This window comes from Sphingobium xenophagum (assembly GCF_002288285.1).
Classification (GTDB): domain Bacteria; phylum Pseudomonadota; class Alphaproteobacteria; order Sphingomonadales; family Sphingomonadaceae; genus Sphingobium; species Sphingobium xenophagum.
Genome location: NZ_CP022746.1, coordinates 663,764 through 679,533, shown reverse-complemented (window position 1 = coordinate 679,533; position 15,770 = coordinate 663,764). Strand labels below are relative to the sequence as shown.

The 15,770-nt window shown below is 62.6% G+C and carries 11 protein-coding genes and 1 pseudogene; 11 read left to right on the top strand and 1 reads right to left on the bottom strand.

What is annotated here, in order from left to right; all coding sequences use genetic code 11:
- Positions 1-9: 9 nt before the first annotated feature.
- The 11 genes and pseudogenes from CJD35_RS17890 to qhpE all read left to right on the top strand — a co-directional run bounded on the left by CJD35_RS17890 (position 10) and on the right by qhpE (position 13,597).
- Positions 10-1,509, top strand: a complete 1,500-nt coding sequence (locus tag CJD35_RS17890; protein ID WP_017181234.1) for a UxaA family hydrolase — start codon at positions 10-12, stop codon at positions 1,507-1,509.
- 52 nt (positions 1,510-1,561) lie between these two features.
- A complete protein-coding gene (rsgA, locus tag CJD35_RS17885; RefSeq protein WP_017181233.1) occupies positions 1,562-2,593 on the top strand; it encodes a ribosome small subunit-dependent GTPase A in 1,032 nt (343 codons plus the stop codon).
- Positions 2,594-2,732: 139 nt separating this feature from the next.
- On the top strand, positions 2,733-3,185 hold the full coding sequence (locus CJD35_RS17880) for a (2Fe-2S)-binding protein (RefSeq protein WP_026002074.1): 453 nt from the start codon (positions 2,733-2,735) through the stop codon (positions 3,183-3,185).
- Entirely contained in the window at positions 3,182-5,365 is a 2,184-nt protein-coding gene (locus CJD35_RS17875; protein WP_017181231.1) for a xanthine dehydrogenase family protein molybdopterin-binding subunit, read from the top strand. The genes CJD35_RS17880 and CJD35_RS17875 overlap by 4 nt, the downstream gene beginning before the upstream one ends.
- A gap of 281 nt (positions 5,366-5,646) precedes the next feature.
- Positions 5,647-7,377, top strand: a complete 1,731-nt coding sequence (gene peaA, locus CJD35_RS17870) for a quinohemoprotein amine dehydrogenase subunit alpha (RefSeq protein ID WP_019052327.1) — start codon at positions 5,647-5,649, stop codon at positions 7,375-7,377.
- Entirely contained in the window at positions 7,374-8,828 is a 1,455-nt protein-coding gene (gene peaB, locus CJD35_RS17865; protein WP_017181229.1) for a quinohemoprotein amine dehydrogenase maturation protein, read from the top strand. Before peaA ends, peaB begins: the two co-directional genes overlap by 4 nt.
- The gene (gene qhpC, locus CJD35_RS17860; protein WP_017181228.1) at positions 8,825-9,184 is read left to right on the top strand and encodes a quinohemoprotein amine dehydrogenase subunit gamma; all 360 of its coding nucleotides are present in this window, start codon (positions 8,825-8,827) and stop codon (positions 9,182-9,184) included. The genes peaB and qhpC overlap by 4 nt, the downstream gene beginning before the upstream one ends.
- 8 nt (positions 9,185-9,192) lie before the next feature.
- Complete coding sequence (locus CJD35_RS17855; RefSeq protein WP_017181227.1) at positions 9,193-10,281, top strand: YncE family protein; 1,089 nt, start codon at positions 9,193-9,195, stop codon at positions 10,279-10,281.
- Complete coding sequence (locus tag CJD35_RS17850; protein ID WP_017181226.1) at positions 10,278-11,285, top strand: hypothetical protein; 1,008 nt, start codon at positions 10,278-10,280, stop codon at positions 11,283-11,285. Before CJD35_RS17855 ends, CJD35_RS17850 begins: the two co-directional genes overlap by 4 nt.
- Positions 11,282-12,984: pseudogene (locus tag CJD35_RS17845) on the top strand (ABC transporter ATP-binding protein). Before CJD35_RS17850 ends, CJD35_RS17845 begins: the two are co-directional and overlap by 4 nt.
- Positions 12,977-13,597, top strand: coding sequence for a subtilisin-like serine protease QhpE (gene qhpE, locus CJD35_RS17840; RefSeq protein ID WP_017181224.1), 621 nt, complete (start codon positions 12,977-12,979; stop codon positions 13,595-13,597). The pseudogene CJD35_RS17845 and the gene qhpE overlap by 8 nt, the downstream one beginning before the upstream one ends.
- Here qhpE and CJD35_RS17835 read toward each other — a convergent pair.
- A complete protein-coding gene (locus tag CJD35_RS17835) occupies positions 13,585-15,615 on the bottom strand; it encodes a tetratricopeptide repeat-containing sulfotransferase family protein (protein ID WP_019052329.1) in 2,031 nt (676 codons plus the stop codon). The two genes, qhpE and CJD35_RS17835, sit on opposite strands and share 13 nt — an antisense overlap.
- Positions 15,616-15,770: the final 155 nt, after the last annotated feature.

Here is a 15,770-nt window from a genome sequence, read left to right as displayed (position 1 = left end):
GCACAACCCATGCCCGACCCAGAAATCATGGCGCTGCAAGTCGCCTCGGACGATGATGTAGCCGTTGCGTTGACGCCGCTCGTGCCAGGGCAGGTGGTCGTCTTGGCTGACTGCCAAGTCACCCTTGTCGACGCGATTGCACCGGGCCACAAATTTGCGGTCCATGACATAACTGCCGGAAGCGCCGTCCGCCGCTATCGTGCCCCGATCGGGGTGGCGACACGGGATATCGGCGTTGGCCAACATGTGCATAGCCACAATGTGAAAACCGCGCTGCGCGGCGAACTGGCCTATCATTATGTGGCCAAGCCTGTTGAGACGGTCGAAAGGCCGGTTGATACGCAGCCCGGTTTCATGGGCTATGTGCGGCAGGACGGCAGTGTCGGCATCCGCAACGAAATATGGATTTTACCCTCGGTGGGCTGTGTCGGACGCCTGGGCGAACGACTGGCGCGCTGGGGTGATGGGCTGGTTAGCGATCATGTCGATGGCGTTCATGCATTCAACCATCCTTTTGGCTGTTCGCAATTGGGGCATGATCTGGAAGGCACGAGCGCGATCCTGGCCGCACTGGCACAAAATCCCAATGCTGGCGGAGTGCTGATTTTAGGGCTCGGTTGCGAATCCAATCAACTCGACCTGATATTGACCCGGATTCCGCGGGAAATGCGCGCACGGATACGCACGGTAAGGGCGCAAAGCGAGCAGGATGAATTTGCCGCGGGCAAGGCGGCACTGGAGGCGCTGGCTGAACGGATGGCGCAGGATGTGCGCAAGCCCGTACCATTGTCGGCGCTGCGGCTGGGGGTCAAATGCGGCGGTTCCGACGCCATGAGCGGCCTGACCGCTAACCCCCTGATCGGCCGGATGGCCGATGCGGTCACGCAGGCAGGCGGCACCGCGGTCCTGACCGAAATTCCCGAGATGTTCGGGGCCGAACAATTGCTGCTCGTGCGCGCGGAAAATGAGGCTGTGTTCCATCGGCTGACCCGGGTGGTCAACCGGTTCAAACGCTATTTCCTGGACCATGGTGAACCGGTGTCGGAAAATCCCAGTCCAGGCAATATTGCAGGCGGCATCACCACGCTGGAGGAAAAATCGCTCGGCGCGGTGCAGAAGGGTGGGCTCTCGAACGTCGTCGATGTCATTGATTATGGCCATATCGCGACCCGGACAGGCCTGACTATATTGGAGGCACCGGGCAACGATGCTGTATCGACGACAGCATTGGCAGCGGCGGGGGTGACACTGACGCTATTTTCCACTGGCCGCGGCACGCCGCTCGGCAGCCCAGTGCCAACGATGAAGATCGCCTCCAACTCTGCCCTTGCGGCGGCCAAACCAGGCTGGATCGACTTTGACGCAGGTATGGTCCTGACCAATGGCATGGACGCAGCGGCTAGCGCGTTGCTGGATCGTATCATCGCGGTCGCCAGCGGCGAACCGGCGTGCAACGAACGTAATGATGAGCGTTCGATCGGTATCTGGAAACGCGGCGTCACTCTGTAACAGCGGCAAGGCGTCCCTATACAAACCGCCATTTGAGCGGCATGCAGCAATTATGGACTCCGTTGATAAGACCCTGGACGAACTTGGCTGGCGCCCGTTTTTCAGCGCGCAAATGTCAGAATTGGGCGATAGCGGGTCCAGGCCGTTTCGCGTTATGGCCGTGCATCGCGGTAAGATCGTGGTCGCTGGCGAGGGTGGGGCTCTAGACATTCAGCCCGGCTTTGGCGACGGCTTGGCGGCGGAGGATCATCCCACTGTCGGCGACTGGGTGCTTGTCGACAGCGCCACTTGCCAGATCACGCATATCTTGCAGCGCGCCAACCTGTTCAAACGGCGCGCGCCGGGTGGTGACCAGAAAACGCAGTTGATCGCTGCCAATGTCGATACGCTGTTCATCGTCGCCTCCTGCAATCAGGATTTCAGCATTCCCCGGCTGGAGCGTTATCTGATCCTGGCGCGCGACGTAGGGGTTCATCCCGTAATCGTCCTGACCAAGACCGATCTGACCGACAAGCCAGAGGCTTTCGCAGCGGCGGCGCGCGATTTGCAGCCGGGATTGGAGGTGGAAAGCATCAATGGCAAAGACCCCGCCAGCGCCGCCCGCCTGTCGCGCTGGTGTGGCATGGGTCAAACGGTCGCGCTTGTCGGATCGTCCGGCGTCGGCAAATCCACGCTGGTCAACACATTGCGCGGCTCTGATACTATCGCGACCCAGGCCATCCGCACAGCCGACGACACCGGACGGCACACCACGACAGTGCGGGAAATGCATCGGCTGGACCATGGCGGCTGGCTGCTCGACACGCCGGGGATGCGCGAATTGCAGCTTACCGATGTGGCGTCGGGCCTTGCCGCTGTGTTCGCCGACATTGTCGAGGCCGCCGAGCAGTGCCGCTTTTCGGACTGCGCCCACAACAGCGAACCGGGTTGCGCGGTCCAAATGGCGATCGCAAATGGCGTATTCACGCCCACCCGCCTGGATCGCTGGCGTGCCCTGGTTGCGGAGGAAGCCTATAATAGCGCCAGCCCGGCAGAACGCCGCGCGCTTGACCGTCTTGCAGCGGCGGCGGCCAGGCGAAAATAGGTTGTGCCGGTTGCGCGGTTCATGCCCGTCCAACGGATGATCGACGAAGCGCAGGGCGCACCGCCCCAGCGCTGAACCGACTGGACAGATCGCTGCAGATCAGCATCTAATGCGCGCGACACAGTCAAAGGTGGGCGGCATGGCGATCAGTCTGACGGTAAATGGCAAGAAGCGGCAGGTGGAGGGTGATCCGGCCAAGCCGTTGCTATGGGTGTTGCGCGAGGATCTTGACCTGGTCGGCACCAAATTCGGCTGCGGCGCCGGGCTTTGCGGCGCTTGTACTGTTCATGTCGACGGACAGGCGGTGCGGTCGTGCCAGACCCTGCTGGGCGATGTGAAGGGCGCAGCGGTCACCACGATCGAGGGTGCGGCAGCCACTGACGTTGGCAAGCGCATTGCCGCCAGCTGGATCGCCCAGGACGTCCCTCAATGCGGCTATTGCCAGGCCGGGCAGATTATGAGCGCAACCGCGCTGCTCAGCCAGACGCCCAAGCCCACCGACGAGGATATTGACGCCGCGATGATCGGCAATCTGTGCCGCTGCTCCACCTATGTCCGCATCCGCGCCGCGATCAAGGCGGCCGCGGCATGAGCCGCGCGACACTCTCCCGCCGCGGGTTCATTTCCGCGTCACTGATCGCGGGCGGCGGATTGCTGTTCGATCTTGCCGTGCCGATCGCGAAGGCGGCGGACGGCACGCCGGTCATCATCAACGCCTTCATCCGCATCCTGCCGGACAATCGCGTCATCATCGGCGCGAAAAATGCTGAAATCGGCCAAGGCGCCAAGACGATGCTGCCGATGCTCATCGCGGAGGAACTGGACGTCGACTGGGCGCAGGTCAGCATCGAACAAACCCATGCCGACGCCAAGATTTTCGGCGGGCAGAGCGCAGGCGGCAGCCGGACGACCCCGCGTGAATGGCTGCCCATGCGGCAGGCTGGAGCGGCGGCGCGCGCGATGCTGGTCGCCGCTGCAGCAGCGCAATGGGGCGTTGCGGCAGAGATGCTGACGACCGGCAGCGGCAAGGTGACCGACCCCAAAACCGGCAAGTCGATCCCGTACGCCACACTGGCAGGCGCAGCGGCGAAGCTGCCAGCCCCCGATCCCGCGACGCTCAAACTGAAAGACCCGGCAAATTTCCATATCATCGGGCAGTCGGTCGGCGGTGTCGACACGCCTGCCATCGTCGCGGGCAGGCCGCTGTTCGGCATCGATGTCAAGCTGCCGGGCATGCTCCATGCTGTGCTGGAAACCTGCCCGGCATTTGGCGGCACGTTCAAATCGGCCAATCTGGACGCCGTGCGCGCGCTGCCCGGCATTGCCCATGTGCTGACGATCAAGGGCGATGGCACCCCTGAATCCGGCTATGATGGTGTCGCGATCCTCGCCAAAAGCTGGTGGACCGCCAATCAGGCGCGCGAGACGCTGAAAGTCGAGTGGGACGACAGCGCGGTCACCGGCTTTTCGACCCAGGGCTATGCCGCGCAGGCCGCGACCCGTGCGAAGGGCAAGGCGGACGGCAATATCGTCCGCACTGGCGATGTCGATGGCGCCTTCGCGTCGGCGGACAAGGTCGTGACCGCAGACTATAGCTACCCCTTTCTCGCCCATGCCACGCTGGAACCGCAAAATTGCACGGCCCTGTTCAAGGATGGCGCCATCGAAATCTGGGCGCCGACCCAGAATCCGGAGAGCGGGCGCGGACTGGTCGCACAGGCGCTGGGCCTGCCGCCGGAGAAGATCCGCATCAATTTCTCCCGCATCGGCGGCGGTTTCGGGCGGCGGCTGATGAACGACTATATGGTGCAGGCGGCGCGCATCGCCGCGCAAGTGCCGGGCGTACCAGTCAAACTGCTCTTCACCCGCGCTGACGACATGGGCCGCGATTTCTATCGCCCGGCAGGCTGGCACGGCTTCCGTGCCGCGCTCAACAAGGATGGGGCGCTGACTGCCTTCCACGATCATTTCATCACCTTTGGCAAGGACGGCAAGCCCGTGCGGTCGGCCGAACTGTCACCCGGTGAGTTGCCTGCGGGTCTGATCGACCATGTGCTGTTCGAGCAAAGTTTCCTGTCCACCAACATGCCGACCGGCTGGCTGCGCGCCCCCGGCTCCAATGCGCTGGCCTTCGTCTATCAGGCTTTCATGGATGAGATCGCGGCGGCGGCGGGCAAGGATCTGCCTACGCTGATGCTCGAACTCCTGTCCAAGACTGCGCAGGTCAGTCAGGGAGCCAATCGCCCGCCCTTCGTCACCGCGCGCGCCAGGGGCGTGATCGAAAAAGCGCTGGCCATGGGCGACTGGGCGAACCGCACAGCGTTGCCCAAGGGGCAGGGCAAGGGCTTTGCCTTTTATTACAGCCATGCCGGCTATTTCGCCGAAGTGGTGGAGGTAGCCGTTGCCGATGGCGTGCCGAAGGTCAGGACGGTCTGGGTTGCAGGCGATGTCGGCGGCCATATCATCAACCCCATCAATGCGCTGCATCAGGTGCAGGGGTCGGTGATCGAAGGGCTGGGGCAGGCGCTCGCCGGGCAGGCCATCACCCAGGTCGCCGGAGCGATCGAGCAGGCCAATTTCGATACCCACCCGCTTCAACGCATTCCCGACACGCCAACCATCCATGTCGAATTCGTCAAGACCGATTACCCTCCCACGGGCCTGGGCGAACCCGCGCTGCCTCCAGTCATTCCCGCGCTGATCAATGCCATCCACGCCGCGACCGGCAAACGCATCAGATCACTTCCGGTGACGGCCGAGATGCTGGTCTGAAAACAACCCGGTCGGGTAGCGCGATGGGTTTTGGCGCGGCTGATTCCGGGCGGCCATTTCAGGATGCTTTCATGCCGGGATCGGCGTGGCACCCCTTCGCGCAAGTGTTGCGATTGGGGGTCGGAAGAGGCCGATCAGCCCGTTTGAAAAAATCTTGATAGCTGTCCAGTTTCCTATGGCGGATTTACACAACGCCATACGTTTCCGAAACGATAGCGCACGATGTGCGTCTGCCTGAGCTTGGGTTTCGCGCATCTTATGGTGCTTGTGGGGGAAACGGGGTGAAGCGGGTAACGGTCTCGAAATTCGGGTTGCTGGCGCTGTTTTCTACGTCAATCCTGTTCGCGCAGGCCGATGGCGGGCCGGATGGCGCGCTTATGAAAGAAAGCGATCCGGGGATCCCGGTCGCAGACGCGCTGGTCAAGGAAAAATGCGGCACCTGCCACGCGCCCGATGCCAAGGGGAATTTGTCGCGGATCAGCTGGGTCCGCACCACGCCTGAAGGTTGGTCGCAGGCGATCAAGCGTATGGTCCGGTTGAATGGCCTGGCGATCACGCCCGAAGAATCGCGCGCTATCGTCAAATCCCTTTCCTCGTCGCATGGCCTGGCCCCGCAAGAGGCGCTGCCGGTCATGTATCTGGCCGAAAAGCGGATGATCGACGAGACCAATATCCCGAACGAAACCATGCGCGGGGCGTGCGCTGCCTGCCATAGCTTTGCCCAGCCCCTGTCTTGGCGGCGGTCGAAGCTGGAATGGAAGCAGTTACAGGATCTGCATGTCGCCATGTATTCGCAGGCGGACGCTCAATATCGACGCCCGGCCGAGGATAGCGAGCAACCGGCGGGCCGCGATCCCAAGGACAAGATGCTGCGCGGCGAATATGCGCTTGGCTATTTGGCGAAGGCCGCGCCGCTGCACACGCCCGAATGGGCCGCATGGCAATCGCGCCAGAGCGTGCCGCGTCTGGTGGGCGAATGGCTGGTCGTGGCATCGGCGCCGGGGCAGGGGCGTTTCGTGGGCAGCTTCAGTATCAAGCCCGGCAAGGCAGCGGACGAATTCCTGACCAGCAGTGTGCTGCGCTCGCTCAACAATGGAGCGTCGGTGAACCGCAGCGGGGCAGGCATCGTTTACGCCGGTTATAGTTGGCGCGGATCGTCAAAAGGCGCGGCCGTCGCTGGCAGGCCCGATGATCTGGGTAGCGCCGCGCGCGAAACAATGTGGTTCGCGCCGGACCAGCAAAGTGCGGTGGGGCGCTGGTATTGGGGCGATTATCAGGAATTCGGGCTGGACGTGAAATTGACCCGCGCAACGGCTGCGCCAGCGGTGCTGGCCGTCATCCCCGGTTCGGTGAAGGCCGGGACCAGGGGCGCGCAGTTCCGCATCGTCGGCCACAATCTGCCCGCTTCGCTTACGCCCGCCTACATTGATCTGGGCATGGGCGTGACCGCGACCAGAATACTGTCGGCCAGTCCGCAGGAACTGGTGGTGATGGCCGACGTTGCCGCCGGGGCGGCGTCGGGACAGCGCAATGTCGCGGTCGGTGGCGCGGTGCTGGAACAGGCTTTCCCGGTCTACAGCAAGATTGATTATATCAAGGTGACACCGGAAACCGCCCTGTCGCGATTGGGCGGGATCAAATTCCCTAAAGGCTACGCCCAGTTCGAGGCGATAGGCTTCGAAAATGGCATCGACGGCAAGCAGGGGACGGCGGATGACATTGCGGTAGGGCCGGTCGACGTCACCTGGTCGACCCAGGAATATCTGGCGGTCTATTATGATGATGACGCCAAATATGTCGGCACGCTCAGTCCCGCGGCGCTCTTCACCCCCAATAGCGAGGGGCCGAACCCCGCCCGCCGCTTTGGTCGCAATAATTATGGCGATATTTGGGTCGTCGCCACGGCCAAGGCCGAAAAGGACAAGTTCGGCAAGCCGCTGACCGCCCGGTCCTACATGGTCGTCGCCGTGCCTGCCTATCAGAAATGGGATCAACCGGAGGTGTCGCAATGACCGTGATGCAGGCACCCACCTATCGCCGGGCGGAATATCACGGCTTTGCCGCAGGCGGCAGCGAGTTCGTCTATCTGGTAAGCGCGGGCGCCATCTTCGAAATCGACACCCATGTCCGTGTGGTTCTGGACCGTCTTGATGGACAGGAACTTACTCACGCAGCGCTCGTGCGCGAATTGGTAGCCGAAGGCAGCACGGCGGAAGAAGCCGATGGGCTGGTGCGCGAATTGCGGCAGGCGCGGCTCATCCATCTGGGCCACGCCATGCCGGTTGCAGAGGCGCCACAAGCTCCTCCGGCGGACTTTCCGTTGCAGGCGCTGGTGCTGAACGTCACCAATCAGTGCAATCTGGCCTGCACTTATTGCTACGAATTCGGCGCGGACAAGATCGCGACGCCAGCGGGCAAACCCAAATATATGACGCTTGAAACGGCGATGGCGTCGGTCGATCTGCTGATCGCGGAGGCGATCGGCCGCAAGTCGGTACACATCACCTTTTTTGGTGGTGAGACCTTGATGAATTTCAAACTGTTACGCGATGTTGTGGCCTACGCTAATGAAGCTACGAACGCAGCCGGCAAGGACATCACCTACAGCCTCACGACCAACGCAACGCTGCTGACGCCGGAGATTGTCACCTTCCTGTCGGACAATCGCATCGGCGTGACCGTATCGATGGACGGCCCGCCGGAATTGCAGGACAAGCATCGCGTCTTCAAGAATGGCAAGGGCAGCTATGCGGCGATCGAGCCGCGCCTGCGCACGCTGATCGCGCATCACAAGACGCGGGCCATCACCGCGCGGGTGACGCTGACCGAAGGTGTGACCGATGTCGTCCGCATCTTCCGCCATCTGAAGGATGATCTGGGCTTCCACGAGGTCGGCTTCGCGCCGGTGACGACGGGGGAGACGCGCGCCTATTCTCTGGACGGCAACGGCATGGATAGCGTGCTGGCGCAGTTCAACAGCCTAGCGGACGAGTGGCTGGAATATGCCCTGCGCGGGGAGTCGCACGGCTTCACCAATGTTAGCGAAACGATCAGCGAGCTGATTTCAGGCGTCAACAAATCGCACCCCTGCGGCGCGGGGCTGGGCCTGATGGGGGTCAGTCCGTCGGGCGACCTGTCGCCCTGCCATCGCTTCACGGACGCTGACACGCATAGCATGGGGCATGTCTCCATCGGCATCGACCGCGTCAAGCAGGGAGATTTCCTGGCCAAGGGGCATGTCCAGGCGAAATATGACTGCCAGAGTTGCTGGGCGCGCCCGCTATGTGCGGGCGGATGCCATCATGAAGCATTTGTCCGCTATGGCGATACCGGCCACGCCAACCTCCATTATTGCGACTGGATACGCCAGTGGACCGACACCTGCCTGCGTATCTACGGCGTGTTGTCGGTGCGTAATCCGGGCTTCCTGGAACGCTTCGCCGAGAGAAAGGGGTTGTCATGAAGCATCTTCGCGCCATCAATAAAAAGGCGCAGCGGATCGACGAGGCCGTGACGCAGATGGAGGCAGCCGCTTCCCCTGATGCGGACATGGAGGAGGATGTCGTCGCCCTTCAGCAGACGCCGCGTCCGCATGTGCCGATGGGTTGTTCGCTCTCCTTCTCTCCCGGCTGGGAAGTCGATGCCAGTGGCGGGACGGCGGGGCTGTGCCAGCCGGTCGAGCGCGATATTTATGATTGCTACGTCACCTGTTTCTGGCCGGTTCAGGTGCCCGATCATGTCAACTACTCGCCCGACTGGGCCAGTAACTGCGCTACCGCGACCAAGGATTGGCGCAATCTCGATCTCGTTTTCCCATGAGGGCCGCCATGCATAAATTTCGTCTGATGCTGGGCCCTGGCCTGGCGATGCTGGGCGCTGCGCCCATGCACGCAGCTACGCTGTTCATGGGCTCCTATCCCGACCGCCTGCTGGTGTTTGAAGAAAGCAAGGGGGCCGTCACCGGCACGATCAAGCTGGACACCGGCCTGCCCACGTCGATGCAATTGTCCGACGATGGCAAGCGCATCTATGTAACAACCATCACCACCGGCGGGATCGAGGTGATCGACACCGCGACGCGCAAGGTGATCAACAAATTCAGCCTGAATGACGGCACCACCCGCTATCGTTTCTGGGGCGGAGTGCCCGATCCTACGGGTCGCTATTTCTACACCGTCCTCTCCAAATTCGATAAGGGCATAGACCGCTATACCGTCAGCAAGCCCATGTATGGCGTCATCGACCTGAAACAGCAAAAGGTTGTCCGCACGGCCGAGCTCGACAAGGAGGATGAACGTTCTGGCAGCTGGCGCGCGGGGTATAAAGTGTCGCCAGACGGCAAAACGCTCTACGCCTTCGGGGAAAAGGTCGCGATCATCGACCTGACGACGCTCAAGGTGACGGACCGGATCGACCTGGCCAAGCCGGAAGGCGCCGGCATGGAAAATGTCGGCTTTGGCGGCACGTTGGACGCCATCCGTACACCGGGGCAATATGTGGCGCTGTTCAATGCCGCCGACACCTATGTCCATAACAAGATGTTCGGCCTGGCGCGCTTCGATTTGTCGACCCGGCAGTTTGATTTTACCCCGATCGGCCCTGCCCCAGACGCGATGGCCGGACTACAGGTTACGCCCGACGGCAAGCAGGCCTACACCGTCGTCACCAACGGCAAATATGGCAATAAGCGCTGCGAATTCTGGCATATGGACATGGCCAGCAATGCCGTGGTCGACAAGGCAGAGTTCCCATGCCGGTCGCGTTTCCGCCTGGGCATGTCCATCGATGGCGCGAAACTATATATTTACGGCGCGAGCTATGATCTGGAAGTCTATGACGCCCGAACGCTCAAGCATGAGGTGACGCTGGATCTGGGCTATGACACCACTGGCGCAGGCATGGTCGCAGTGGAATGAGCCAAAGGCGCTTGATCGTCGGCATCCGGGGCAGCGGGATTGCGGCGACGACATGCGCACATCTATTGCATGGAGCGGGCCTTCGGGTCGCAAGCGAAGCCGCTCATCGCACGCCGGTGCCGACGATCCTGTTGAGCGATCCCGCTCTGGCGCTACTGCGCGACGTGTTCGGGCGGCCCGGCCTCTTTGCCGATAGCCCTAGGATCAAGCGTCGAGTGATCGCTTGGGGCGGTGCGCCGGTGGCGGTCCCCCACAGCGCGGCTCTGGTGTCGGAAGAAGCGGTGCAGGCGGCGTTGGCCAGCGACAAACCTGCCGCCGGCCCCGTGCCGGTCGATTTCTCCATTCACGCCGCGCTGCCGCAGCCATCGGGCAAGATGCGTATCTTTGGTGATCGCAACGCCGTCGCCGCGAAGATACGCTTGCGTGACCCGGCTTGCGCGCAGGAGGGCAGGGTAGAGGCGGTACCGGATGGCTGGCTGTTTCTGGTGCCCGCCGGAACGGGGGAAGGCTGGTTGCTGGGGGTAGGCGGGCCTCTGGACGACCTGCTGGCGCAGAGCGGATTGATTGCGCCAGTGGTCGACGCCGTCGGGGCGGCCTCCATGCCCTTTCTCGCAGCACCGCGCCTGCATCTGCCCCTGTGCGGCGACGACTGGCTGGCCTGCGGAACCGCAGCATTGGGCTTCGATCCACTCTGTGGCGATGGCACCGCGCAATCTGTGCGGGAGGCGATACTGGCCTCCGCCGTGCTGATCGGCATTGCAGAGGGCGGCGATCGCGCGGCATTGCTGACCCATTATCAGTCAATGCTGATTGCGGCGATGCGGCGGCATCTGGCGCTCTGCGCGCAATTCTATGCCAGCGGCGGGACGGGTGACTGGTGGCGGGCGCAGCATGATGCATTGATGGACGGGCATCGCTGGTGCACCGGCCTGCTGGCAAAGATGCCGGAGCCAGCCTTCGTGCTGGACGGGTTCCGGCTGGTGCCCCGGCGGCAGGCGGCATGAGTGGCACAACGCCCACGCCGGTTGCCGACTGGAGCGCTTACAAGCGACTAAGCCCCTTCCTGCGGCCCTATCGCGGCGCGCTGATGGTCGTTTTGGCGATCAGCCTTGTGTCGACCGCGCTGGGGCTGGCGCAGCCCTATCTGTCCAAACTGATGATCGACCAGGCGCTTTTGCGACGTGATATGGGCGCGCTGGTGCGGATCGCCGCGATCATGATTGGCGTGACCGTTGCCGGGTTCGCGGTCAATATCCTCGCCAGCTATCGCTATGTCGCCCTGTCGGCGGCGATGCTCTATGATATTCGCGCAGCCCTACTGCGCCATCTCCAGACGCTTTCGCCACGCTTTTACGGCAGCTTCCGGCTGGGCGACCTCGTATCGCGGATGAACAGCGACGTAAGCGATGTGCAGCGGATCGCGTCCGACACTATGCTATCGGTCGTCAGCAACCTGCTCTTCTTCGTCGGCTGCGTTGCCATGATGCTGTGGCTCGACTGGCGGTTGTTCCTGGTAAGCGTCGTGCTGGTCCCGGCAAGTCTCGCGACATTCGCATATTATCAGCGGCGGTTGACCGCGCTGACCCGTGACATGCGGGAAAAGGGCGCGGACCTGGGTAGCTTGCTGGTCGATACGGTCATGGGTATGCGGGTGGTCGCTTCGCTACGCGCAGGCGAGCATGAAGTCGGACGCTTCCAGCGGAAGAATGATGCCTTTGTCGGCGCAATGTTGCGGATGCAGGTCGCCTCCTACATGACTGGCGCGTTGCCCGGCACGCTGATGACCGCCGCGACATCGGCGGTGATCCTCTATGGCGGCTGGCGCATCATCGAAGATGGCATGAGCATCGGTACGCTGGTCGCGTTCATGACCTATCATATGCGGCTGCTATCGCCGATCCAGACGCTGATGGGGCTGACGTCTGGCCTCGCGTCGGCACGGGTGTCGCTGGGGCGGATATTCGAACTGTTCGATACCAGGGCCGATGTGGTCGAGTGCGCCGATCCAGTGCCGCTGGAGCGGGCGCAAGTGATCCGGTTCGACCGGGTGGCGATGCGTTATGATCGTGATGTCGTGCTGCGCGAAATAGACCTGACGATAGCAGCGGGCAGCCTGTGCGCGATTCTTGGACCGAGCGGGGTGGGCAAATCGACCATGGCGGACCTGATGGTGCGCTATCTTGATCCCGATGCCGGGCGCGTGATGGTCAATGACCGTAACCTGCGCGACTATGTGCTTGACGATGTGCGGCGGGAGATCATTCTGGTCGACCAGTCGCCCTATCTGTTCAACGATACGATCGCGGCGAATATCGGCTTTGCGCTTCCGGATGTGCGACAGGCCCAGATAGAAGCTGCGGCCCATGCGGCGGGGCTGGACGATTTTATCGCGCGGCTGCCGCTGGGGTACGACACGCGGGCGGGGAGCGTGGCATGGCATTGTCGGCGGGGGAGCGGCAACGGATCGTTCTCGCGCGGGCATTGCTGCGCTCGCCCAGCATCCTGATACTCGACGAGCCGACATCGGCGCTGGACGGGGAAACGGAGCAATTGATAGCTGGTCGGCTGCGCGGGGCGTTGCCCGATGCGACCATCATCATCATCACGCACAAGCCTGCCATGGCGCAGCTGGCCGACATGATCGTGACGCTGACGGACGGGCGCGCCAGGGTAGAGCGGCGCGGCGAGCCGGTTCATGCCTGATCCGGTACGGATCGCGATCATCGACAGCGGGGTGCATCCCGACCATCCGCATATTGATGCCGCGCGTCTATTGCCGGGATTTTCCGTGGCGCGCGATGGCAGCTTTACCCAAGGCGATACGCTGGACGACCTGGGCCATGGCACGGCCGTAACCGCTGCCATCATGGATCAGGCGCCCGATGCCTTATGCCTGCCGATCCGGGTCTTTCATGCGGCGCTTCGCGCCAGTGCGCGGGCACTGGTCAGCGCGATTGATCTGGCGGTCGAGGCGCGGGTCGATCTGATCAATCTCAGTCTTGGGACCGTCAATCTGGCGCACAGCGCGGCTTTTGCGGCGGTAGTGGAGCGGGCCAGGGTTGCAGAAATTCAGATTGTCGCGGCGCGCGATGTTGACGGACAGGCCTGCTATCCGGGCAGTCTCGACGGGGTACTGGGCGTCACCCTCGATTGGGATTGCCCGCGTGGAATCTATTCTGTGACGGAAGGGGTCATCCATGCCAGCGGACATCCGCGGCCGATTCCCGGCGTTGAACAGCGGCGCAATCTTCATGGGGTGAGTTTCGCGGTCGCCAATGTCAGTGGGATCATAGGGCGGGAGCGTCAGGCCGGATAGGCTGCGATTTCCGGTCCCAGCGCCTCTTCCAGAGGACCGAGCCAGGGCGCGAAATGCCGCCAATGATCGACGCCATCAGTGAAGATCGGCTGACGCACCTGTTCCGAACTCGCGGTGCGAACTGCCCGCTCCGTCCGCCAGAAGGCAAGGCATGCCTCCTCGAACGGCAGGCCGAGATAGTCGAGCAGCCGCGCGACTTCGCCGGGCGTGTCGGCGACCATATGTTCATAATGCACACGGTGGACATGGCCGGGCGCAGCCGCATCGAACGCGCTCATCAGCGCCACATAATCGCGATAATAGCGACCGATCTCGCTCAAATCGTAAGTAAAGGCCTGACCGCGGGCGAAATGCTGTTTCCATCCCGAAAAGCAGCAGCCCATCGGATGGCGACGCGCGTCAATGATCTTGGCGTTCGGCAGGATCAGCCGGATCAGGCCAACATGCTGCCAATTATTGGGCATTTTGTCGATGAAACGGGGCTTGTCGCTCTGGCGGTGAACGCGGGTGCGATCGATATATTCTTCGCCCAGCCGTTGCCGGTCGGCTGGGGTCAGCGACATGATCATCGTGGCGAAATCGGGGAATTCGCCTTCGTCGATGCGCGATTGCAGACGGCTGGCGATGATCATCATCTCCGGCAGTTCCATCGTCCCCTCAACCTGACTGTGGCTGGAGAGTATCTGTTCGACCAGCGTGGAGCCGGACCGGGGAAGGCCGACCACAAAGACGGGATCGGGCGCAGCGGCGCCGCCCGTTCCCATTCGCGTGAGGAAGGCGGCAGTAAAGCAGGCTTCCGTTGCCTTGACTTCCGCGGCAAATTCATCGGCATCATAGGATAGTAGCGAGCGGCGCAGGCTGTTGCCGCGATCATAATGACCAAAGGAAGCGGCATAATCGTGCGCATCCTCCAGCGCCTTGCCGAGTGAGAAATGGAGGTGGAAGATGTCCTCGCTCCGTGCCGCCGCCTCCGGCGCCAGCATCGACAGCGCCTGTTCCATTACGGCAATATCCGCTGCGTCGAGCTTGACGGTCTTGAGATTGGCAAGGCTCCACCAGGCTTCGCCCATGGTCGGCAGATAGCGCACCGCCTGGCGATAGGCATGAATTGCGTCCGCCTGCCGCCCCACCGTCTTGAGCGCATGGCCCAGATTCTGCCAGAGCTGCGGCTGATCCGGCTTTTGCGCTAGCAGCCTTTGATAAATGGCTGCCGCCTGCGCCTGATCACCCAGCCGCACAAGCACCGAAGCACGCAGCAGCGCATAGCCCGGATTGTCGAGCGGGGATTGCGCCAGAACATCCGCATGGGCGAGCGCATCGGTCAGGCGGTTGTTCTGGAGCAGCAGCCGGATCAGGAAATCGCGCGCCAGATCGAACCCCGGCGCGGTCGCCACGGCCCGTTCGACCAATATCAGGGCCGCGCTCATATCCCCGCGACGCCAGTGAATTTCGCCCAGCAACCGCGCAGCGGCGGGATCGTCCGGCAACCGGGCAAGCCGCGCATCCAGAATCGCTGTGGCATCGTTCAGGCGCCCCTCATTCATTGCCACCGCTGCTTCAAGCAGATCGCGATCGCGCGACGAGGCATGGATGCCCGACAGGTCTGCGCGCCATGCCTGGTCGTCACGGCCGACTTTCCGCAATTCGCGCGCCAGCAGGAACCAGCCGCTCGCCACACCGGCTTGTTGGCGGACCAGGCGTTCCAGCGCGGCGATAGCCTGCGCACTATCGCCCGTTTCGCTTGCTGCCTGTGCGAGTTCCCATAACAGGGCGGCCACGTTCGGCTGGCGACGGGCAAGCGCTGCAAGCCGCGAGAGAGCGGCATCTGACTGGCCCAAGCGCCGCAAAGCCTGGGCAGCGACCAGTTCGGCGGGCGGCAGGCCGGGGGCTCTTGTCAGTATCTCTTCTGCATGCACCAAAGCCTCTGCCGGCCGGGTGTCCAGCAGCTTGGCAGCGCGATCCACCGCCACGTTCAGTGCGCGGGAAGGGGAGACCGGCGGGTGCGAAGCAGCGTCCATGGAGGCTTTTACTTCCTTTCTCGTTTGCACAATGAACAGGATATTGCAGTTGCGCAACAACAGGAGCGACCGAAGGGCGGGAACAGTAAAATTAGGCTGTTGACTCCTGCCATCGTTACAGCATTATCAAACTTGGACAAGCGTACGAAATAGCG